The organism is Nocardia sp. CDC519 (assembly GCF_059509835.1).
Map to the genome: position 1 here is coordinate 2,803,017 of NZ_CM183377.1, position 22,846 is coordinate 2,825,862.

Consider the following 22,846-nt stretch of genomic DNA (forward strand, 5'->3'; position numbering starts at 1 on the left):
AGTGATTGATGAGTTCATTGGCCACGGATCGTGTCGACCAATGTTCATCGGGCGAATTCTCAGCACAACCGTTCGCCTTGTCGCCTGCGCAGACAGCGCTGTGGTACGCGCAGCGCATCCGTCCGGACGTGCCGTTGACCATCGCTCAGTACGTGGAGATCCACGGTGACCTCGATGCGGGCAGGCTGCTGTACTCGATCGAGCGCTTCGGCGCCGAGACCCAGGTCGGTCTGCTGCGGCTGGTCGAGATCGATGGCGTACCGCACCAGGTGGTCGATCCGTTCCACCGGCCCGGCTGGGCGCGGGTGGACCTGCGCGGTGAGGCGGACCCGCACGCCGCGGCCATGCAGTGGATGAACGAGCACGCCAGCTCACCCATCGACCTGGACAACGATCCGCTCATCACCAACGCGGTGCTGCGCTACGGCGACAACGACTACATCTGGTACGCCCGCGCGCACCACATCGTCATCGACGGCTACGGCGCCATGAACGCGCTCACCCGGACCGCGGAGATCTACACCGCGATCGAGAACCAGACCGAGCCCGCCGTCTCCCGGGCCACCCCGCTGGCCGAGATCTACGCCGACGAATCCCGCTACCGCGATTCCGCGCGATTCCGCAGCGACCGCGAGTACTGGATGGAGCAGCTGGAGGGCGTGGGCGGCACGCTCAGCCTGTCCAACGCCAGCAGTGCCGTGCCGATGCCCGATCCGGGCCGCCGCCGGGCCACCGCCGTGCTGGACGAGCGCACCGAAGCCGCCGTCACCGCGGCCACCACCGCCTTCGGCGCCGCCAACTCGACGTTGTTCGCCGCGGCGCTGGCCTGCTACGTCCGCTCGGTCACCGGCACCGACGATGTGGTGCTGAGCCTGCCCGTCTCGGCCCGCACCACCGTCGCGCTGCGCCGATCGGCGGGCGTGGTGTCGAATGTGGTGCCGCTGCGGGTGCGGTTCGCCGAGGAGACCACCGTGCGCGATGTGGTGCGCGCGGTCGAACTCCAGATCACCGGCGCGCTGCGGCACCAGCGGTACCGTCACGACGACATCCGGCGCGACTGCGGATACTCGCGCGACGCGCGCGGGTTCTTCGGCCCGATGGTCAACATCATGTTGTTCCACAACGAGCTGAAGTTCGGCAGTCTGCTCGGCTCGCTGCACGTGCTGGCCACCGGCCCGGTCGAAGACCTGTCGATCAACCTCTACAACGGCGTCGGCGACCGCATCCACATCGATTTCGAGGCCAATCCGCAGCTCTACGGCGAGACCGAACTCGCCATGCACCACGAACGATTCCTGGATTTCCTCGCCCGTTTCCTCACCGCGGGCACCGAGACCAAGGCACTGTCGCTGACCGCGATCACCGACGCCGAACGTCATCGGGTACTGCAGGCCTGGAATGCCACCGAGGTACCGGTGGCCGCCGACACCCTGGCCGGGCTGTTCGGTACCCGTGCCGCGGCCTGCCCCGACGCGACGGCGGTCGAGTTCGAGGACCGATCCCTGACCTATCGCGAACTCGACGAACAGTCGAGCCGGCTGGCCCGGATGCTCATCGACCGCGGCGCCGGGCCCGATCGCGTGGTCGGTGTGTACCTGCGCCGCAGTCTCGACCTCGTGGTCGGCCTGTATGCCATCGTGAAGGCGGGCGCGGCGTATCTGCCGCTCGACGTCGACTACCCGCGCGAGCGGATGGAGCGGATCGTGCAGCAGGCCGCGCCGGTCGCGGTGCTGACGGCCGCGGCGGACGCGGCCGGCCTCCCGGAGCACGCGCCCGGCCTGATCCTCGACACCGCCGATCTGTCCGGCTACTCGCCCGATCCGATCACCGACGCCGACCGCTGTGCCCCGTTGCGTCCGGATCACCTTGCCTACGTCATTTTCACCTCCGGTTCCACCGGCAATCCCAAGGGCGTCGGCGTCAGCCACGGCGCCATCGTCAACCGGCTGCAATGGATGCAGCACGAGTACCCGCTCGACTCCGGTGACGCGGTGCTGCAGAAGACCCCGGCCACCTTCGACGTCTCGGTCTGGGAGTTCTTCTGGCCGTTGCAGATCGGCGCCCGGCTGGTGGTGGCCCGGCCGGACGGCCATCGCGACCCCAGCTACCTGGCCGAGGTCATCGCGGCCAAAGGCGTCACCACAGCGCATTTCGTGCCGTCGATGCTGTCGGTGTTCGTCACCGATACCGATGTGCGCGGCTGCACCGGGCTGCGCCGGGTGTTCTGCAGTGGCGAGGCCTTGCCGCCGGCCACCGTCCGCGATTTCCACGCGGCCCTGCCCGGGCCGCGGCTGCACAACCTGTACGGCCCGACCGAGGCGGCCGTCGACGTCACCTATTGGCCCTGCCCGGCCGACCCGGAGACGGTCCCGATCGGCTCGCCGGTCTGGAACACCCAGACCTACGTCCTGGATGCGCGATTGCAGCCCGTGCCGCCCGGCGGAGTGGGGGAGTTGTACCTGGCGGGAACCCAGCTGGCCCGCGGCTATCTCGGTCAGCCACGACTCACCGCCGACCGGTTCGTCGCCAATCCCTTCACCCCCGGCACCCGGATGTACCGCACCGGCGATCTCGCGCGCTGGCACCTGCGTGGCCGCGGTTCGGCGGGCGGGCCCGAGCGCGGCGTTCTGGAATACCTGGGGCGCACCGATTTCCAGGTCAAGATTCGCGGGCAGCGCATCGAACTCGGCGAGATCGAGGCCGCTCTGCTCGCCGACGAACGGGTCGCTCGCGCGGTCTGCGTCGCCCACACCGGACGCACCGGAGACGAACTGGTCGCCTATGTGGTCGCCGCGCCCGGTACCCGCGGTGACGACGCGGCCGAACGGCTCGACACCGCGGCCCTGCTCACCCGCCTGCGCGAAACGCTGCCCTCCTACATGGTGCCGACGGCCTTGATGGAGCTCGACGAGCTGCCGCTGAGCGCCAACGGCAAGATCGATCGGGCCGCGTTGCCCGCGCCCGCGGCGCATGTCCGGCCCACCGGGCGCGCGAGCATCGCACCGCGCACGGAGATCGAGCGGGTCCTGGCGAACATCTTCGCCGAGGTGCTCGAGATCGACGACATCGGCGTGGAGGACGGCTTCTTCGATCTCGGTGGCAATTCGCTGATCGCCGCGCGCGCGGTGGCCCGGATCAACGGCACCCTCGGCGCCGGCGTGACCATCCGCGATCTGTTCGAGGCGGGCACCATCGCCGCGCTCGCCGAGCGTTTCTCCACCCAGCACCTGGACACCTCGTCGCCGGCCTTGCGCCCGACGGGCCGCCCGGCCACCATCCCGCTCTCGCCCGCGCAGCAGCGGCTGTGGATCCTCAACCGATTCGCCGAGCACGCGGCCGCCTACAACATGCCCCTGGCCGTGCGCCTGGACGGCAAGCTCGACATCGCGGCGCTACGGGCGGGCCTGTTCGACGTGCTCGACCGGCACGAAAGCCTGCGCACCACCTTCCCGGAAACCGTCGAAGGCCCGAGCCAGGTGATCCACGCCGCCACCGACATCCCGCTGCATCTGGACCCCATCGACGCCCGCGGCGCCGATATCGACGCGCTGGTCGCCGAGTTCGCCGGATACGGCTTCGATCTGCGCAGCCAGGCGCCGATCCGGGTGGCGCTGTACGAGACCGGGCCCGACCGGCACGTGCTGCTGCTGGTGCTGCATCACATCTGCGGTGACGGCTGGTCGGTGGCGCCGCTCGCGCGCGACCTGATGACCGCGGTCGCCGCCCGCGCCGAAGGCACGGCCCCGCAGTGGACCCCGCTGCCGGTGCAGTACGCCGATTTCGCGCTGTGGCAGCGGGAGTTGCTGGGCGAGGAAACCGACCCGTCGAGCGCGCTCAGCCGTCAGCTGAACTACTGGCGCTCGGCGCTGGAGGAGTTGCCCGAGCAGCTGGACCTGCCGCTGGACCGCCCGCGCCCGCTGCGGCGATCCACCGCCGGTGCTCGCTTCGGGTTCACCATCGACCCCGAAACTCGCCGCGCCGCAGGTGAACTCGCCGTCGCGCGGGGCGTGAGCATGTTCATGGTGCTGCATGCCGCGTTCGCCGCCCTGCTGGCGCGCGTCTGTGGCAGCAGCGACATCGTCATCGGCACACCCATCGCGGGCCGCTCCGACCCGGCGCTGGACGAGCTCGTCGGCATGTTCGTCAACACCCTGGTACTGCGCACCGAGGTGGATCCCGCCGCCGGGTTCGATCGGATGCTCGACGTCGCCCGGGAAACCGATCTCAATGCCTTCGCCAATGCCGACGTGCCGTTCGAGCGGCTGGTCGACGTCGTCAATCCCGAGCGGATGAGTGGCAGACACCCGCTGTTCCAGGTGATGCTGTCCTACGACCGTGCGCCCGAATTGCGCATCGAACTGCCCGGTGTGCACACCGAAGTGCTTCCGCTGGCGGCCGACGTGGCCAAGTTCGATCTCCAGCTCGAAGTGCACGACGACACCACCGACGGTCCGTTGCATGCCGAATTCGGCTATGCCACCGATGTTTTCGACGACTCCACGATTCAGGCGCTGGCGCGGCGGTTCACCGCGATCCTCGCCGCCGCGGTGGTGCGCCCCGATGCGCCGGTCGGCGACATCGATATCCTGGACCGGCGCGAGAAGGCCGACCTGGTGCCGATCGCGGGCGGGCCCGCCGAACCCACCGTCACGCTGGCGCGGTTGTTCGCCCAGACCGCCGAACGCCTGCCGGATGCGGTGGCCGTCCGCTTCCGCGGGAACGACACCACCTACCGCGAGCTCGACGAACGCTCCAACCAGTTGGCCAGGGTGCTGATCTCACACGGGGCGGGCCCCGAGGTGGTCGTCGCCGTCGCATTGCCGCGCAGCCTGCACTCGATTCTGGCGATCTGGGCCGTCGCGAAAACGGGCGCGGCCTACGTCCCGATCGATCCGGGCTATCCGCGTGAGCGGATCGCGCACATGATCGGTGATTCCGGGGCCCTGCTCGGGCTGACGGATCCGAGTTCACTGTCGGCGCTGCCCAGCTGGCCCGCCGATCCCGGTAAACACAGCCTGACCACCGGCACCTGGTTGATGCTCGGCTCCGGCGAGCTCGACATGGCGTGCGCAGCGCAATCGGCCGCGCCCGTCACCGACGCCGAGCGGCTCGGCGCACTGCGCGCGGGCCAGCCCGCCTATCTGATCTACACCTCGGGATCCACCGGCACACCGAAGGCCGTCATCGTCACCCACGCCGGCCTGGCCTCCTTCGCCAACGAGCAGCGGTATCTGTTCGGCGTCACCGATTCCGCACGGACCCTGCACTTCTCGTCGCCGAGCTTCGACGCCTCGGTGCTCGAGCTGCTACTGGGATTCGCGGCCGGAGCCACGGTCGTGGTCGCACCCGCCGATCTCTACGGCGGCAGCGAACTCGCCGACTTCCTGCGCACCGAACGCGTCACCCACGCGTTCATCACGCCCGCCGCACTTGCCACCGTGCCCTGCGATCGGCTCGACGACCTGCGCTCGGTGATGGTCGGTGGCGAGGCCTGCACGGACGCGCTGGTGGCCACCTGGGCGGCGCGCTACCGCATGCACAACATGTACGGCCCGTCCGAGGCGACGGTCGCGGCCACCGTCTCGGACCCGATGCGGGCCGGCGAACCGATCCCACTCGGCCACCCGGTGCGCGGTATGCGACTGTTCATCCTGGACAACCGCCTGCGCCCGGTGCCTCCCGGCACGCCCGGCGAGCTGTATGTGTCCGGACCGGGCATCGCGCGCGGCTACCACGGTAGGCACGCGCTGACCGCCGCCCGGTTCCCGGCGAATCCGCACGGCCGCCGCGGCGAGCGGATGTACCGGACCGGCGACCTCGTGGTGGCCGATCCCGCGGGCAATCTGCGCTTCCTCGGCCGCGCCGACGATCAGATCAAGATCCGCGGCTTCCGCATCGAGCTCAGCGAGATCGACCACGTGCTGCGCGCACATCCCGGCGTCGATTTCGCCGTGACAGTGGTGCACACCGATGCCAATGGACACCAGCGGCTGGCCTCGTATGTGAGCGGTGTGGAAGGGATCGACCCGGCGGCGGTGCTCGACACCGCACGCGGACGACTGCCCGGGTACATGGTGCCCGCCGCGGTCACCGTGCTGGACGAGGTTCCGGTAACGCCGTCGGGCAAACTGGATCGAAAGGCCTTGCCCGAACCGGTATTCGCGGCCACCGCCGCCTCCCGCGCGCCTGCCACCGAACTCGAGCTGCGGGTCGCCGCGCTGTTCGGCGAGGTGCTCGGCCGGCCCATCACCGGCGCCGAGGACAGCTTCTTCGACGTCGGCGGCAACTCGTTGCTGGCCACCCGGCTGGCCGCCTCGGTGTATCAGCACTTCGGCGTCGAATTGCCGGTGCGCACCATCTTCGAGGCGCCCACCGTGGCGGGCCTGGCCGCTCAGCTGGCCGAGGCTCCGCGTACTCAGCGCATCCCGCTGGTCGCGCACAGCCCGCGCCCGCACCGGATCCCGTTGTCGCTGCCGCAGCAGCGGCTGTGGTTCCTCAACCGTTTCGCCCCCGAATCCAGTGCCTACAACATCGCGTTCGCGCTGCGGATCGACGGCGATCTCGATATCGCAGCCCTGGGCGAGGCGCTGGCCGACATCGTCGACCGGCACGAAGTGCTGCGCACCCGATACCCCGACGACGAGCAGGGTCCGCACCAGGTCATCGTCCCGGTCGCCGATGCGGTACCCGCGGTCGTCCCGGTACCGGCCACCGAGGCCGAGGTGCCCGGGCTCCTCGAACAGCTGGCCCGGCGTGGATTCGATCTGAGCACCGACACCCCGTTACGGATCACCGTGCTGCGGGTGGACGAACGCCACCACGTGCTCGGCGTCGTCGTCCACCACATCGCCGCCGACGGCTGGTCGCTGGCTCCGCTCACCCGCGACCTCGCCACCGCCTACCTCGCACGTCGCGGTGGTGCCGCACCGAATTGGCAGCCACTGCCGGTGCAGTACGCCGACTTCGGGCTCTGGCAGCGTGAATATCTGGGCGAGGCCACCGACGCCGACAGCCCGGCCGCCCGGCAAGTGGAGTTCTGGCGCACCCAGCTGGCAGATCTGCCCGACGAACTGCCGCTGCCCTACGACCGCCCACGGCCCGCCGAACCGACCCAGATCGCTGGCTCGGTCCAGCGCACCCTGCCCGAGCCGGTGCGCAGCGCACTCGCCGAGCTGGCGCGCGAACAGGGCGTGAGCATGTTCATGGTGCTGCGCACGGCGCTGGCGGTGCTGCTGCGCGCGGTCACCGGCGGCCGCGACATCCCGATCGGCACCCCGGTGGCCGGGCGCACCCAGACCGAACTCGACGATCTGGTCGGCATGTTCGTCAACACGCTCGTGCTGCGCTCCGACGTCGACCCGGATCTCGCCTTCACCGCGCTGCTGCGCGCCGATCGCGACGCCGAACTCGCCGCCATCGCCAACGCCGACATCCCCTTCGAGCGCGTGGTCGAAGAACTGGGCCGGGATCCGCGCGCGACCGGCAGGCATCCGCTGTTCCAGGTCGCGTTGACGGTCCAGGACACCCCGCATCCACACCTGGAACTGCCCGGGCTGGCCTTGCAGGCGCACGCCCTCGATATCGCGTTGGCGAAATTCGACCTGGAACTGCGTGTCACCGATCCGGCCGAGGCCGGGGACGACGGCGCGCTCGAATTCGTCTACGCCGCCGAACTCTTCGACGAGGCCACGGTGCAGACACTGGCGGACCGGTTCCTGACCGTGCTCGCCACGATCACCAGCGACCCAGGTATCCGCGTCGACCACATCGACGCACGCACCGAGGACGAACGCCGGCGCTTCGCCCCCGCCGATGGCGCACCCGCGCGACCGAAGCTCACGCTGGCGGAGGTTTTCGCACAGGCCGTGGCCGCGCATCCGGACCGCACCGCGGTCCGCTCGGGTGCGCTCGAGTTGACCTATGCGGAGCTGGACCGGCGGTCGAATCGAGTGGCGCGCCGATTGATCCGGCACGGCATCGGCTCCGGCGACCGGGTCGCCCTCGGGCTGACCCGCTCGGTCGAGTCCGTGGTCACCGTGCTCGCCATCGCGAAGACCGGAGCCGCGTTCGTGCCGGTCGATCCGAACTACCCGGCCGACCGAGTCCGGCACATGCTGACCGACTCCGGGTGCGCCGTCGGCGTCACGGTCTCCGCGCACCGGGAGCGGTTGCGTGCCGCCGACGACCGCGGCATCGCCTGGATCGTGCTCGACGACACCGCCGATGCGGAATTCGAGCCCGCGGCCGACGCCGCCATCGCCGGTGAGCGGCTGCGCCCCACCCGCATCGATGACCTGGCCTACCTGATCTACACCTCCGGTTCCACCGGGAAGCCCAAGGGCGTGGCCGTCACCCACGCCGGCCTGTCGAACCTGGCCGACGAGCTGGCGCAACACGCCGGGGTGCAGCCGGATTCGCGCACGCTGCACTTCTCCTCGCCGAGCTTCGATGCCGCGGTGCTCGACCTGCTGCTGTCGATCGGTTCCGGTGCCACGATGGTCATCGCGGCACCGGATATCTACGGCGGTGACGAACTGGCCGAACTGCTCACCACCGAACGGGTCACCCACACCTTCATCACGCCCGCGGCGCTGGCCACGATCGACCACGATCGCTGGCCGCTGCCGGATCTGCGGAGCCTGATGGTGGGTGGCGAGGCCGTCGGGCCGGAGCTGGTGGCCCGCTGGGCGGTCGACCGCACCATGATCAACGGCTACGGACCGACCGAGACCACTGTGCTGGCCACCATCTCCGCGCCGTTCCAACCGGGCCGCCCGATTCCGATCGGCACTGTCGTGCGCGGTGCGCGGGCCGTGGTGCTCGACGAGCGTCTGCGTCCGGTGCCCATCGGGGTGCCCGGCGAGCTGTATCTGGGCGGACCGGGCCTGGCGCGCGGCTATTTCGACCGTTTCGCACTGACGGCGTCGCGGTTCGTGGCCGATCCGTACGGGCCGGCCGGATCGCGCGTCTACCGCACCGGCGATGTGGTGCGCTGGACCGCTGACGGCGAGCTGAACTACCTCGGACGCAGCGACCACCAGGTGAAGGTGCGTGGGTTCCGGATCGAGCTCGGCGAGATCACCGCAGCGCTGGCCGGGCATCCCGGCGTCGGTTTCGCGCACACCCAGGTCCGTGAGATCGCCGGTGCCGACCGCATCGTCTCCTACGTGCAGCCCGCCGGGGATCTCGATCTCGACGCGCTGCGCGCCCATGCCGCGGCGCAGCTGCCCGCGCATATGGTTCCGGCGGCGATCACCGTGCTGGAACGGATCCCGCTCACGCCGGTCGGAAAGCTGGACACCGCGGCACTTCCGGAGCCGACGCTGTCGCCCGCCCGCACTACCCGGCCGCTGTCCACCGACGCCGAGCGGCTGGTCGCCGACGTGATGTCCGACCTGGTCGGTGCCGACATCACCGGCGCCGACGACAATTTCTTCGACATCGGCGGAACCTCGCTGCTGGCCACCCAACTGGTCGCCCGGCTGGCAGCGGCAACGGGCACGCGACTGCAAGTGCGTGCCGTTTTCGCCGGCCCCACCGTCGCCGAACTGGCGGCGCGACTGGACGCGGGATCGCCCGACGAGGGCACCCCGCCACTGGTCGCCGGCGCCCGTCCGCAGCGGATCCCGTTGTCGGCGGCCCAGCGCCGGCTGTGGTTCCTCAACCGCTTCGACAGCGCGGCGGGCGCGCCGAGCTCCGGGGCCTACAACGTGCCCGTGGTGTTGCGCCTGCGCGGACGGCTCGACCGCGCGGCACTCATCGCCGCGCTGCACGCGGTGCAGCGCAGGCACGAGACGCTGCGCACGGTCTTCCCGGTCATCGAGGGCGAACCGGCGCAAGTCGTGCTGGATCCGGCCGACGCGGCGATCTGGGTACGGACCGAGACCGTGCGGGCCGACGCGGTGGAACCGATCGTGCGCGAATTCGCCGCGGAGGGCTTCGACCTCGGCACCACGGTGCCGCTGCGGGCCGCCATCCTGACCGTCGCCCGCCCGAGTGTGGTCACCAGCGAACGCGACGAGCATGTGCTGGTGCTGGTCGTGCATCACATCGCGATGGACGGCTGGTCGCTGGAACCGCTGGCCGCCGACGTGGCCGCGGCCTATTGCGCCGCCAGGGAAGGCCGCGTGGACACCGTGCCCGCGCTCGAGATCCAGTACGCCGACTACACGCTGTGGCAGGAGCGGGTACTCGGCGCCGAGGACGACGCCGATTCCCTCATCAGTCGCCAACTGGACTACTGGCGCAACACCCTCGACCAGCTGCCCGAGCTGCTCGCGGTGCCCGCCGACCGGCCGCGTCCACCGACACCGTCCTATCGCGGCGGCACGGTGCGCTGCGCGGTCGACGCCGCCACCCACCGGGAATTGAGCGCTGTCGCCGCCGGGCACAACGTCAGCATGTTCATGGTGTTGCACGCCGCGTTGGCAGTACTGCTGCACCGGATGACGGCCGTGGACGACATCGCGGTCGGCACCCCGATCGCGGGACGCGGACATCCGGCGCTCGACCGCATGGTCGGCATGTTCGTCAACACCTTGGTGCTGCGCACCCGGGTGGACGGCGACGCCGCGTTCACCGACCTGCTCGCGGCGGTGCGCGATAGCGACCTCGACGCCTTCGCACACGCGGACCTGCCCTTCGAGCGCCTGGTGGAGGTGCTGAATCCGGCTCGGTCGCAGTCGCATCACCCGCTGTTCCAGGTGATGCTGTCGGTCCGCAACGAGCCGGTCCGGGTGTTGGAACTGCCCGGCCTGCGCATCGACGCCGAAGACGCCGACACCGGGATCGCCAAGTTCGATCTGCAGTTCACCCTCACCGAGAACCGCACCGCCGCAGGGGGCCCCGGCGGCATCTCGCTCGCGATCGACTTCGCGCGCGACCTGTTCGACGAGGAGACCGCGGAGAGGTTCGGCAAGCGCTTCGTCCGCCTGCTGACCTCGATCGCAGCCAGCCCCACCACCCCGGTCGGCGACCTGGACCTGCTCGATCCCGCCGAATGGCCGGAACTCGCGCCGGTACGCGGCGCCCAGCCGGATCGTCCGGTCACCCTGCCCGAGGTGTTCGCCGCGGCGGCGGCGTACGACCCGCACGCCATCGCCGTACGGTCGGACGGAACCGAGGTCACCTATTCGGCCCTCGACCGATGGAGCAACCGCCTCGCCCGCGTGCTCATCGACCGCGGGGTCGGGCCGGAAACGCTGGTGGCGCTGGGTATTCCACGGTCGGTGGAATCGGTGGCGACGGTGCTCGCGGTCGCGAAGGCCGGCGCGGCGTTCGTACCCGTCGACCCGAACTATCCGGCCGGGCGCATCGCGCACATGCTGTCGGATTCGGGTGCCGCCCTCGGCATCACCCTCGCCGAGTACCGCGACAGCCTGCCCTCGACGGCCGAGTGGCTGGTGCTCGATGCCCCCGATATCCGCTCCGTGGTGTTGGCGGCCTCAGGTGACCCCATCACCGACGCTCACCGGATCACCCCGCTCCGATTGGAGAACCCGGCCTACGTCATCTACACCTCCGGGTCCACCGGAACCCCCAAGGGCGTCACCGTCACCCACGGCGGTCTGTCCAACTTCGCCGCCGAGACCGCGCAGCGTTTCGATGTCCGCCCCGGATGCCGGGTGCTGCATTTCGCGACGCCGAGCTTCGACGCCGCCATGCTGGATCTGCTGTTCGCCCTCGGCGGCGCCGCCACCCTGGTGATCACTCCACCGGGCGTGGTCGGCGGTGAGGAACTGCGCCGGGTCTTCATCGATGAAGCCATCACGCATGCCTTCATCACCACCTCGGCGCTCGGCACCGTCGATGCGGCCGGTGTCACCGAGCTGGCGCACGTACTCGTGGGCGGCGAAGCGCTTCCGCCGGAACTGGTGACCAGGTGGTCTCGTGGCCGCAACCTGTACAACGTCTACGGCCCGACCGAGACGACCATCGTCACGATCATGTCCCAGCCGATGGCGCCGGACCGGCCCATCACCATCGGCGGGCCGATCCGCGGCGTGGACGCACTCATCCTCGATCCGCGGTTGCATCCGGCGGCCATCGGCGTCACCGGGGAACTGCACCTGGCCGGAGCCGCCCTGGCCCGCGGATACCTCAACCGCCCCGGCCTGACGGCGACCAGGTTCGTCGCCAACCCGTACGGCAAGCCGGGCGAGCGGATGTACCGCACCGGTGACCTGGTGCGTCTGTGGCCCGGCGCGGACGCGGGGTCCGGCGACATCGAATACGTCGGCCGGACCGATCATCAGGTCAAGATCCGCGGGTTCCGTATCGAACTCGGCGAGATCGACACCGCACTGGGCAGGCACCCCGGCGTCGAGGTGGCCCTCACCATCGGCCACCGCACCGCCGCGGGCGCCACCGCGCTGGTGTCGTATGTGAAGCCGCTGGCCGGCGCGGTGGTGACCGCCGCCGAGCTGACCGCCCACCTGGCGGATCTGGTGCCCAATTACATGGTGCCGCAGTCGATCATGATGATTGACCGGGTGCCGCTGAGCCCCGTCGGCAAACTCGACCGGCAAGCGCTGCCCGAACCGGTGTTCACCGGCGGTCAGGGCTACCGGGCACCGGCGACGCCCACCGAGGCGGCGGTGTGCGCGGCGTTCGCCGAGGCGCTCGGCATCGACCGTGTCGGCGCCGACGACAGCTTCTTCGAACTCGGCGGCAACTCGCTGCTCGCGACGAAGGTGGTGGCACGCCTGCGCGCCGAGGGCATCGAGATGCCGGTGCAGATGATGTTCGGTGAGGCGACCCCGTCCGCGCTCGCGGCACGGCTCGACGACAGCGGCGTCGCCGATGCGATGGCCGAGGCCCTGGCGCCGATCCTGCCGCTGCGGCCCGATACCGGCGCCAGCCGCGAGCCGCTGTTCTGCGTGCACCCGGCCATCGGTCTGGCGTGGTGCTACTCCGGGTTGCTCGCGCACCTGCCCGCGGATCGCCCCGTCTACGGCCTGCAGGCACCGCACGTCACCGGAGGCGCGGGCTACGGCACGCTCGCCGAAGCGGCCGATCATTACGTCGAGCACATCCGGTCGGTGCAGCCGCACGGGCCCTACCACCTGCTCGGCTGGTCCCTGGGCGGGCTCATCGCGCACGAGATCGCGGTGCGGCTGCAGGAGGCGGGGGAGCAGGTGGCGCTGCTGGCGATGATGGACAGCTACCGGCTCTCCGACAGCCTGCTCGATCAAGCCATGCCGAGCGTCGCCGACATCATCGGTGAATTCGGCAGCGGGCTGATCGCCGACGCCGGAGCGCTCGACGACCAGATGAGCCTGTCCGAGGCCGCCGCGCTGCTGCGATCCCAGCCGGGACCGTTCGCGGCGCTGACGGTCGAACACCTGGAACGGCTCTACGCCGGCTATGCCGACGGCACGGTGCTGGCCAACAGTTTCCGGCCCCGGGTGTTCGGCGGCGACCTGCTGTTCTTCACCGCGGCCGACGACGAGATCAACCGCGCGGACCGGGATCGATGCGCCGCCGCCTGGCGTCCGTTCGTCACCGGCGCCGTGCACGACCATCAGCTGCGCTGCACCCACGCGGCGATGACCACACCCGAAGCACTCGCGGTGATCGGACCGGTGCTGCGCTTCCACCTCGACGGCGCGGACCGGCAAGCGAAGGAGACACACAGGTGAGCCTGGCGGTGGAAGTCCTCGGCCTGGTCAAGAACTACGGCCGCGTGCGAGTGCTCGACGGGATCGACATCCAGATCCCGGCGGGCACCGTGATGGGATTGCTCGGGCCCAACGGTGCGGGCAAGACGACTACGGTGCGCATCGTCACCACGTTGCTACGGCCGTGCGCCGGGACGGTCCACGTCGCCGGCGTGGACGTGCTGCGCGATCCGGCCGCCGCCCGCCGCCGGATCGGGCTGTCGGGCCAGTACGCCGCCGTCGACGCGAACCTGTCCGGCTACGAGAACCTGCGCATGGTGGCCCGGCTCTACGGGATGTCGCATCGGCAGGCCGCGGCGCGCGCGGGCGAGCTGCTCACCGCGTTCGGGCTCGACCATGCCGCCGATCGCCGGGCGGGCACCTACTCCGGCGGCATGGCACGCCGGCTCGATCTGGCCGGTGCGCTGGTGGCGCGGCCGCCGGTGGTGGTCCTGGATGAACCGACCACCGGTCTCGATCCACGCGGCCGACTCGACATGTGGCGGGTGATCGGAGATCTCGTCGACGACGGCACCACCGTGCTGCTGACCACCCAGTATCTCGAAGAGGCCGACCAACTCGCCGACCGGATCATCGTCATCGACCGGGGCAAGGTGATCGCCCGCGGTTCGGCCGACGAACTGAAGACCTCCATCGGCGGTGACCGGCTGACGGTCACCTTGGCCACCGGCCAGGAAGCCAAGCCGGCGCTCTCGGTGCTGGCCCAGGTGGGCATCGGCGAGCCGGTGCACGACATCGGCAGCCACGATGTGTCGATCGTGGTGGGCGAGGGGTCGCGCACCATGGTCGAGGCCCTGCGGCGGCTCGACGACGCCGGTGTGTGTGTCGTCGACGCGAACGTGCACCGCCCCACCCTCGATGACGTATTCCTTTCCCTCACCGGCACCGCGGCACCCACGCCAGCGGCGGCGGAATCCGATGACGTACAAGAGGAGATCATGTCGTGAGCTCAGCGCCGGCAGCGGTACGTGACGAAGCCCCAGCGGCCGAGGATTCCGCGGCGGACACCGACGCTCGCGGAGCGGCGAAACCGCGTGCGGCGGCAGTGGATATGTCTCCGCGCGGACGGGTTTTCCGCGACAGCGCCATCGTCGCCTACCGAAACCTGCTGACCATCCTGCGCGTTCCGACGCTGCTGGTGACCGCGACGATCCAGCCGCTGATGTTCGTGTTCCTGTTCGCCTACATCTTCGGGGCCTCGCTCGGCGGCAGCCAGTACCGGGAGTTCCTGCTGGCCGGGATCTTCGCCCAGACGGTGGCCTTCAACGCGGCGTTCACCACCGTCGGGTTGGCGGGCGATCTGCACAAGGGGATCATCGACCGGATGCGGACGCTGCCGATGTCGCGGATGGCGGTGCTGCTCGGGCGCACGCTGTCGGACCTGGTCGTCAACATTCTCAGCCTGATCGTCATGGTGGGCTGCGGTTACATCGTCGGCTGGCGGATCAACGGCCCGATCACCGACGCCGCGCTCGCCTTCGGTGTGATCTTGCTGTTCGCGTTCGCGATGTCCTGGGTCGGCGCCCTGACCGGTTTGCTGTCTCCGACAGTGGAGGTCGCGCAGAGCGTCGGCTTGATCTGGATGTTCCCGCTGTCGTTCATCTCCTCGGCGTTCATTTCCGCGCAGACGCTGCCGGGGCCGTTGCGCACGATCGCCGAATGGAATCCGATCACCGCGGTGGCGGCGGCGGGGCGCAAGTTGTTCGACAACAGTTCGCCACCGTCGTTCGCGACGCCGACCGGCTGGCCCGCCGAGCATTGTGTCGAGTACGCGGTGATCTGTTCGGTGGCCATCCTCGTGGTGGTGGTGCCCTTGGCGCTGTTGCGGTATCGGCGCGTCGCCAGCCACTGAATCGAGGCGCCGTGGCTTCGGGCCCGTGGCGCCACAGGACAGACGAAAGGCCGCTCATGCCGGAGGAATCCGGTGTGAGCGGCCTTTTTCGGCGCGGGGCTGCCTCAGCCGCGCCTGCGGGTCTTGAGCAGTTCGAGGCGCTCCTTGAGCAGTTCCTCCAGCTCTTCCTTACTGCGCCGTTCCAGCAGCATGTCCCAGTGGGTGCGCGGCGGCTTGACCTTCTTGGCCTCCTGCGTGGTGCCCTCGAGCAGGACGCCTTCCTGGCCGTTGCGGCACAACCACGTCGGCGGGATCTCGGCGTCGTCGGCGAACGGGACGTCGAACTCTTCACCATTGTCGGTCCGATACCGGGCCATCCGGCGGGGCGCCAAATCGTGGTCGCGGTCGGTCTCGTAGCTCACCGCTCCGAGCCGACTGCCCCGGAGTACGCGATCTGCCATCTGTTCGGTCCTCTCTGTGTTTGATGTGCCGCTCCTGCGTCGCGGCGTGTTCGCGGCCCCACGGTGGCCCGTATCTCCGCGGCGGCGGAAACCCGAGCCGGGCTGCGAACGGGTTCGCAGGACTCGCTCCTCCATGGATAACCGGTGGCGCGGTCGCGAACCTCCTCGGCGTCCGGCTCTCGCGCACGGATGCGCGGAACCGGTTGTGGGCTGCTCGCTCCCGGCGTGGCCGGCCGGGCGCGAACACCATGTGCTCTGTGAACGTGTGGTGGGCTACTTTCGTTCCCTGCGGGGGAGAACCTGGCTATTCTACGCTGTTCGCCGCCGTCACCGGAGCGGCGTGCCCTGTGCGGACGGTCGCCGGGTGCGGTTAGGGTGTCGGGTCATGTCGCGCCGGTCACTGTCCTGCCTGTGGTGCGGGCGGGAAATCGTGGAATCCGAGGTCGGGCGTCGCCGCCGGTATTGCCGTCAGTCGTGCCGTCAGCGGGCCTACGAACATCGCAACAGCTTGAAGGGGACGGGGATTCCCGAGGACTCGGTGGTGCTCAGCGCACAGGAGGCCGCCGATCTGGCCGACCGCTGGTTCGCGGCACGGTGTGCGGCCGAGGATGTGGCGACCGCGATCGGCGAGGGTGCCGATGCGGCCGAACTGGCCGCGCTCAGTGAGACTCTGCTCCAGCTCGCCCGTGACGCCGAACGTCTGCGCTGAGTGCCGCGGAGTCGGATCTGCGCGTAATCGCTTCGCCGGCGCGAGCGCGGCCGCGGCGGTACACCAGCACGCCGAGGCAGGCCACCACGACGACCAGTGCGGCAAAGGCGCCGACGGTGAGCGCGTCCGGACGTAGCAGCGGCTGCGCGCGCATGGCCTGCCAGAACGTCAACCCGAACAGTCCCGCGTAGCCCACGGCGAGTACGCCGACCAGGTCGGTCCGCGTGCGTTCACCGCGCAACCAGGGCAGGCGTGTTGCCAGCGCTGCCGAAATGATCACCGCCGCCAGCAGCACCTGGATCCCGTGGAGTCCGAGGAAATGCGGAATTCGCAGGTCGCCGCCGATGGTGCTCCAGTGTGTGATCGGCATGCCTGCCCCGTCCCGAGCGAGTTCGGTGCGCAGATCCGGCTCGACGACGGTGTGCCCGGCCACCAACTCCACGATCCGGCCCTCGGCGTCGACCACACGCTGCTTGCCGGTGAAGCCCATCAGATACGCCTGCGCCATCCCCGCGACCGCCAGGACGAGACCGGCCCGGATCGCGCGGGTGGTCGGCTGGTCGACCAGCCGCTGCGCGCACAAGATCAGGGCCAGCACCAGATTCGCCACGAACAGGCCGGGAACGCCGGAGACGAAGATCTGCTGCCCGATGACGTTCACCGGGTCGGGATCGGAATTGTTGAAATGGCTGAACGTTCCGCGCGCGGCTTGCACGGCGATGAAACCGACGTCGAGCACACCCGTCACCGCGAAGGCCGTCCCGAGCCACCAGGTGGCACGGCGGCCCCGGTGCGGCAGCGCCAGCAACCAGATCAGGGTGAGACCGTAGAGCGCGAAGGCGACGCCGAACTTCAACGGCTTCAGCCAGACCGACTCGCCGAGCAGCTGACGGTCGTCGACGACCAGGCCGCAGGCCGAGACGATCGTCAGGGCGGTCATCGCGCCCACCATCACCAGCAGTGGCCGGTGCAGGGCTGCGCGTTCGGGAAAGCCGGAGCGGAATCGGTCCGAAGCCGGTGCCGGGGAAGCGATCTCGGGTGTGACCATGCCGCGACACTAGGGACCCGCACCGCGCGGCCACATCACGCCGGCGCGCCATTGCCGCCCCCTACCGGAGTACCGGATCGCGGTGGGCGGCCCATCCGCAGCCCTAGGACGGCGAAGGCCCGCAGGCGCTCTCGCCTACGGGCCGTCCCCGTGAATTCTCGGCGACGGGTCGCCGCCGGTGTCAGGAGTGGTCGCCGTGGACGCTGATCCCGCGCGCGGCCAGCCAGGGCTGCGGGTCGATCGGCCCGACGCCTGGCACGTGCACCTCGTAGTGCAGGTGCGGACCGGTGGAGTAGCCGCGGCTGCCGACGGTGGCGATCACATCACCGGCGCGCACCGGCTGACCGACGGTCACCAGGATGTCCTGCATATGGCCGTACACGCCGACGGTGCCGTCGTCCTGCTGGACGCGCACCCACAGGCCGAAACCGCTGGCCGGGCCGGCCTCGATCACGACACCGTCGGTGACGGCCGCGATCGGCGCGCCCAGCGGGTCGGCGAAATCGATGCCTGCGTGCATCGCACCCCAGCGCATGCCGAAGGTGGAGCTCATGGGGCCGGCCACCGGCCGGATGGTCTTGGGCCGGGCGAACTCGATCGCCAGGCGGTTCTGTTCCCAGGCCACCGCCTCCGGCACGGTCTGGGCCCGCTGCGCTTCGGGCGGGGTGAACGCGGTGAAGGTCGCGTCGGCGGTGTCGGCCACCAGCTGCGGGGAGTGCAGCGCCGCGGTCGAGTTCTCTTCGGTGCATCCGGCGAGCACGCCGAGCGAGGCGCCGATCGCCGTCGAGGCGGCCACCACGCGGGTGGCGACGCTGCGACGACCGGTGCGGGGCGCGCCGGGACGGCGAGAAAGTAACGGAACGGTCACGGGCATAGCTCGAAGCTACGGGACCGTCGCCGCCGCTCCGCAATCCTGTGGCTACCATCACCAGCGCCTATAACCCCAGTTCGTTGATTACGAACTGATAACGACACGGTTGATATTCCGCGTCGAGCTGGGCAAATGCGGTAAATGGGCGATTTGACGGCGAAACCGCTAGTTGATCACACTGTGTTAGTGGCGACTAATGGAGTCCGGGCGATCGAAGCGCTCGCCGACCCGACTCGGCGGGCGATCTTCGAAGCATTACCGCATGCGCAACTCTCGGTGGGCGAGCTGGCCGAGGCCGTTGGCGTCAGTAGTTCGGCGGTGTCGCAACACCTGCGGGTCCTACGGGAGGCGCGCCTGGTGATGATGCGCCCGGACGGCAACCGCAGGCGGTACTTCCTGGATCCGCGAGGGCTGGCCGACGCCCGCGACTACGTGGAGCGATTCTGGCCGAGCGCCATCGCCGCCTACTCCGCGGCGGTGCACACCGCGAGCGTCGAAGTGCCGACTCCTCAGCCGACGCGGCGGTAAGCGCGAGGGCGTTCACCGGTGCTGCCCGCCCAGGAGTGCTTTCCGAGCTGAGCGTCGATCGCGCCGAGCACCTCGCTCACCCCGATCCGCAGCAAGCCCGCGTCGGTGCTGTCGGCGTCCGGGTCGCCGACCTGCCCCGCCCAGAGCACATCGTGGCGGGCGAGCAGATGCGGCGGTGGTCCGCCACGGCGCGGGGGAGTCGGGCCGAACAGCTGCACGGTGCGGGTGCCGAACGCGGTGGCCAGATGGGCGACGCCGGTATCACCGCACAACACCAGCGCGGCTTCGGCGACCGTCGCGGCCAATTCGATGAGATTCTGTTCGCCGGCCAGCACCCGGTGCGGTGGCAGCCCGGCCCGCGCGGCGATGCCGAGTGCGGTCTCGCGCTCGAACTCGTCGCCGGTGATGACCACCTCCCGGCCGAGCACCGACTGATGCCGGATGACGGCGGCGAACCGGTCCGGCGGCCAGCGCCGTGCCGGTGCGCCGGCGCCGATGTGCACGACGACGGCGTCGCGGTGGCTGGTGGTGGCCACCGGCGGGACGAGGCCGAGGTTGCGCCGGTCGGCATCGATGCCGTCGAATTCGAGCAGATGGCACCAGCGGTCGACCAGGTGCATATCGGGATCCCACTGCGGGCCGGGCAGCTCGGGGAAGGCCGGATTGCGGTAGGTGAGGATGCGCCGCGCGTCGGTCTTGATCAGTTCGACGATCGACTCGGTGTCCGGGCCGTGCAGGTTGACCGCCAGATCGGGGGCGGGTCCGTCCCAGCGCAGGCTGCCGCCCTCGGTGGTGGGGACCATGGCGTCGACGGAGGTGATCAGATCGACGATGGGCCGTAGCCGATGCGGGGCCGCCAGGACGATGCGGTCGTCCGGCCTGGCCCGGCGCAGCGCGCGCAGCGCCGGGACCGCGGTGAGCAGTTCACCGAGACCGCGTGCCTGAAGCACGAGAACAACCGACACCCTCTTCTCCTAGCCACCCGAGACTCGTCAAACCCGACCCACTCGACTCACCTGACGGCGTTCACGACGAGAGCCATTGACCCACAATTACCCGGCGTGTACAGCGGCAAACGTGATCATCACGGCGTTCTCGGTCACAGTCGGCCGCCGGTGTGCACGACCGGCGGTGGCGGCGCGCGGACGCGGGTAGTGAGCAAATGCCCAGAGAACCAGGGATTTCGGGCATAACATCACTTCATGACGACGAATATCATCCCGCAGGGCCCGGTGCAGACCCTCGCGCGTGCCGCCTGGCAATCGATCTTGGTCACCGGATTGCTCTCGGTGGTCCTCGGCGTCCTGATTCTGGTGTGGCCCGGTAAGACGCTGCTGGTGGCCGGCATCATCTTCGGGATCTACCTGGTGGTCAGCGGCCTGTTGCAGCTGGTCGCGGCGTTCGCGGCGCCGGCGAGTGCGGGGATGCGGGTGCTGTATTTCATCGCGGGCGTGCTGTCGATCATCATCGGCGTCTTCTGTTTCCGCGATGAGCTGGCCTCGCTTCTTCTGCTGGGTCTGTGGATCGGGATCGGCTGGTTGTTCCGCGGAGTCGCGATGACGATGGCCGCGGTCGCCGAACCGGGCCTGCCCGGTCGTGGCTGGCAGGGGTTCTTCGGTGTGATCACCGCGATCGCCGGTGTCGTGCTGATCGTCTGGCCCGTCGAATCGGTCGCCACCTTGGCCTGGGTCGCCGGTATCTGGCTGGTCGTGCTCGGCATCATGGAGATGATCACCGCCTTCGGGGTGCGCAAGGACGCGAAGGATCTGGGTGTTCCGGCGCAGCCGGTCGCATGACACAATCGCGGGGTCAATGGTCGACGTCGGGGGTCGACATCGAAAGGAACTGGAGGCACGAATGTTTCGTACTGCTGGGATCGTCGGTGCGCTGGCCACCGCGGGTGCCATCACCCTGCTGGCCCCTGGCGCCGCGCACGCCGCAGGCGGCACCCTGACCCTGAACGGTGCGCCGCACGCGAACCCGGTGGGCTGCTTCAACACCGGCGACAGCTTCTACACGACGCTGCAGACCACCGTCGGCAACGGCACCGATCAGGCCATCACCCTGTACGCGGGCCCCGACTGCGCGGGCCAGGCCCTCGGCGTGATCGACCCCAACACCATCGGTTACGTCCCCAGCGGCGGCAGCGTCTCGGTGCCGTAGTACCCGGACCACCGAATTCCCCGTGGACCCCGCGATCTCTCGCGGGGTCCACGCGCTTTTGCGGGTAGGACGGCATACACCCGCACCCCGGTGGACGCTGGACGCGGGTGGTCGTGTCCGCGCGCTGTGGTGCGGGCTACGGTGGCAAGACCAGCCGACGTATCGAGTAGGGAGCCATCGTGGGTGAGCGTGTTCCGAGCCAGTGGGAGGAGATCACGGCCAACGACCCGGCGCACTCCACCTGGTACGTCGAGCGGTTCCGCGGCCTGGCCGCCCAGGGGCAAGACATCGTGGGGGAGGCCAGGCTGGTCGACGCGATGCTCGGCAGGGGCTCGCGCGTGCTCGACGCCGGATGCGGGCCCGGCCGCATCGGCGGCTATCTGCACGAGGCCGGTCATGCGGTCGTCGGCGTCGACGTGGACCCGGTGCTGATCGAGGCGGCCGAACACGACCACCCCGGCCCCACCTGGTTGGTCGGCGACCTGGCCGAACTGGATCTGCCGTCCCGCGGCATACCCGACGGCTTCGACGTCATCGTGTGCGCGGGCAATGTGATGACCTTCCTCGCGCCGAGTACCCGCCGAGCGGTGCTGTCGGGCTTCGCCCGCCATCTCGACCCGGATGGCCGGGCCGTTATCGGATTCGGCGCCGAACGGGGCTACCCGTTCGAGGAGTTCTTCGCCGACGCCGCGGCCGCGGGCCTGGCATCGGACCTGCGGTTGTCGACCTGGGATCTGCGCCCGTTCCGCGACGACTCCGACTTCCTGGTCGCGGTGTTCACCCGCGCCTGAGGGGTCGTCGGGCTCTCGTGAAATAGCTGCCGGCGGTTAGCAATTCGAGTTCGATGCGGGCAGCGTCATTCTGCACCGGAAGATTTCGTATTCGTGCGAAACCGCCGCTATTCCAATAAATTTGAGGATCGCGCCGTCGTGGTCCGATCGCCTCAGAGGCCGAATTGGTTCCAGGCGGCGGTATTTCGGTGGTCTCATGGAGGAGATAAAGATTCATTCGCATCAGCTTGGAGCCGGTGGAGATTGCCTTTTCGTGGGATGAGAAATTGTCACCGTTCTTGTCCGTGTCAGCGTCAGGATTTGCCCGGATGGGGCTGAGTGGAGGCGCAAATATCGCTCTGACCTGCGATTATTACTTGAGCGAGGTCGGTTGACGGAGACGTCAGGAAGGAATTTTGGCGACGCTCGAAAATTCATGAAGATCGACATCGGTGTTATTCATAGCATATTCGCAGGTCAGCGCATCGCGGCAGGCGCGTTCAACTCGAGTTCACTTCGATGTGGATAACGTTAAGATAAATAGAGCATCACGTTTGAATAACGGCACTACCAATGGTGTGCGGCGGTGCAAGAGCATCGCGATTCGCACACGGATAGGAGTGGAAATGGGTTCAGTGGACCTGGGCAGCCTCGGAGACCTTCTGAGTGCATTCGGTGACATCTTCAGCGGTTTCGGCGGGCTCTCCAGCTTCTCGGCCGAGTAATACGCAGACTGCTGTGCCGACAGCCCGCCGGGTATCCCCGGCGGGCTGTCGGCATTTCTGT

At 69.4% G+C, this 22,846-nt stretch carries 12 protein-coding genes; 8 read left to right on the top strand and 4 right to left on the bottom strand.

Annotated features, from left to right (window positions below; genetic code table 11):
• Positions 1–128 precede the first annotated feature (128 nt).
• The 3 genes from AC5W7N_RS12645 (at position 129) to AC5W7N_RS12655 (ending at position 15,531) form a co-directional block, all read left to right on the top strand.
• On the top strand, positions 129–13,640 hold the full coding sequence (locus tag AC5W7N_RS12645; protein WP_495924101.1) for a non-ribosomal peptide synthetase: 13,512 nt from the start codon (positions 129–131) through the stop codon (positions 13,638–13,640).
• A complete protein-coding gene (locus tag AC5W7N_RS12650) occupies positions 13,637–14,626 on the top strand; it encodes an ATP-binding cassette domain-containing protein (RefSeq protein ID WP_163810686.1) in 990 nt (329 codons plus the stop codon). Before AC5W7N_RS12645 ends, AC5W7N_RS12650 begins: the two co-directional genes overlap by 4 nt.
• A gap of 104 nt (positions 14,627–14,730) precedes the next feature.
• On the top strand, positions 14,731–15,531 hold the full coding sequence (locus AC5W7N_RS12655; RefSeq protein ID WP_163811095.1) for an ABC transporter permease: 801 nt from the start codon (positions 14,731–14,733) through the stop codon (positions 15,529–15,531).
• Positions 15,532–15,635: 104 nt separating this feature from the next.
• On the opposite strand, the gene AC5W7N_RS12660 is transcribed toward AC5W7N_RS12655, so the two are convergent.
• Complete coding sequence (locus tag AC5W7N_RS12660; RefSeq protein WP_014351500.1) at positions 15,636–15,971, bottom strand: RNA polymerase-binding protein RbpA; 336 nt, start codon at positions 15,969–15,971, stop codon at positions 15,636–15,638.
• Positions 15,972–16,356: 385 nt separating this feature from the next.
• Between AC5W7N_RS12660 and AC5W7N_RS12665 the strand changes: the two genes are divergently transcribed.
• Entirely contained in the window at positions 16,357–16,680 is a 324-nt protein-coding gene (locus AC5W7N_RS12665; RefSeq protein ID WP_048833443.1) for a hypothetical protein, read from the top strand.
• Here AC5W7N_RS12665 and AC5W7N_RS12670 read toward each other — a convergent pair.
• Positions 16,631–17,728, bottom strand: coding sequence for a hypothetical protein (locus tag AC5W7N_RS12670; RefSeq protein WP_194990962.1), 1,098 nt, complete (start codon positions 17,726–17,728; stop codon positions 16,631–16,633). The two genes, AC5W7N_RS12665 and AC5W7N_RS12670, sit on opposite strands and share 50 nt — an antisense overlap.
• Before the next feature lie 181 nt (positions 17,729–17,909).
• A complete protein-coding gene (locus AC5W7N_RS12675) occupies positions 17,910–18,602 on the bottom strand; it encodes a M23 family metallopeptidase (protein ID WP_228806552.1) in 693 nt (230 codons plus the stop codon).
• 183 nt (positions 18,603–18,785) lie between these two features.
• Here AC5W7N_RS12675 and AC5W7N_RS12680 point away from each other — a divergent pair, with 183 nt between their 5' ends.
• On the top strand, positions 18,786–19,127 hold the full coding sequence (locus tag AC5W7N_RS12680) for an ArsR/SmtB family transcription factor (protein WP_163810690.1): 342 nt from the start codon (positions 18,786–18,788) through the stop codon (positions 19,125–19,127).
• On the opposite strand, the gene AC5W7N_RS12685 is transcribed toward AC5W7N_RS12680, so the two are convergent.
• Complete coding sequence (locus tag AC5W7N_RS12685) at positions 19,109–20,092, bottom strand: glycosyltransferase family 9 protein (protein WP_194990961.1); 984 nt, start codon at positions 20,090–20,092, stop codon at positions 19,109–19,111. The two genes, AC5W7N_RS12680 and AC5W7N_RS12685, sit on opposite strands and share 19 nt — an antisense overlap.
• Before the next feature lie 237 nt (positions 20,093–20,329).
• Between AC5W7N_RS12685 and AC5W7N_RS12690 the strand changes: the two genes are divergently transcribed.
• The 3 genes from AC5W7N_RS12690 (at position 20,330) to AC5W7N_RS12700 (ending at position 22,081) form a co-directional block, all read left to right on the top strand.
• On the top strand, positions 20,330–20,923 hold the full coding sequence (locus AC5W7N_RS12690) for an HdeD family acid-resistance protein (protein WP_163810694.1): 594 nt from the start codon (positions 20,330–20,332) through the stop codon (positions 20,921–20,923).
• A gap of 61 nt (positions 20,924–20,984) precedes the next feature.
• Positions 20,985–21,290: a hypothetical protein gene (locus AC5W7N_RS12695; protein ID WP_138448780.1), complete on the top strand. Its 306-nt coding sequence runs from the start codon at positions 20,985–20,987 to the stop codon at positions 21,288–21,290.
• A 179-nt stretch (positions 21,291–21,469) separates the two neighbouring features.
• Positions 21,470–22,081 (top strand): class I SAM-dependent methyltransferase, encoded by a 612-nt coding sequence (locus tag AC5W7N_RS12700; protein WP_490724098.1) that lies wholly within the window; start codon positions 21,470–21,472, stop codon positions 22,079–22,081.
• Positions 22,082–22,846: the final 765 nt, after the last annotated feature.

Coding starts and splice junctions, on each gene's coding strand:
- AC5W7N_RS12655 (WP_163811095.1), top strand. CDS start 14,731: ATGTCTCCGCGCGGACGGGTTTTCCGCGACAGCGCCATCGTCGCCTAC.
- AC5W7N_RS12660 (WP_014351500.1), bottom strand. CDS start 15,971: ATGGCAGATCGCGTACTCCGGGGCAGTCGGCTCGGAGCGGTGAGCTAC.
- AC5W7N_RS12665 (WP_048833443.1), top strand. CDS start 16,357: ATGTCGCGCCGGTCACTGTCCTGCCTGTGGTGCGGGCGGGAAATCGTG.
- AC5W7N_RS12670 (WP_194990962.1), bottom strand. CDS start 17,728: ATGGTCACACCCGAGATCGCTTCCCCGGCACCGGCTTCGGACCGATTC.
- AC5W7N_RS12675 (WP_228806552.1), bottom strand. CDS start 18,602: ATGCCCGTGACCGTTCCGTTACTTTCTCGCCGTCCCGGCGCGCCCCGC.
- AC5W7N_RS12690 (WP_163810694.1), top strand. CDS start 20,330: ATGACGACGAATATCATCCCGCAGGGCCCGGTGCAGACCCTCGCGCGT.
- AC5W7N_RS12695 (WP_138448780.1), top strand. CDS start 20,985: ATGTTTCGTACTGCTGGGATCGTCGGTGCGCTGGCCACCGCGGGTGCC.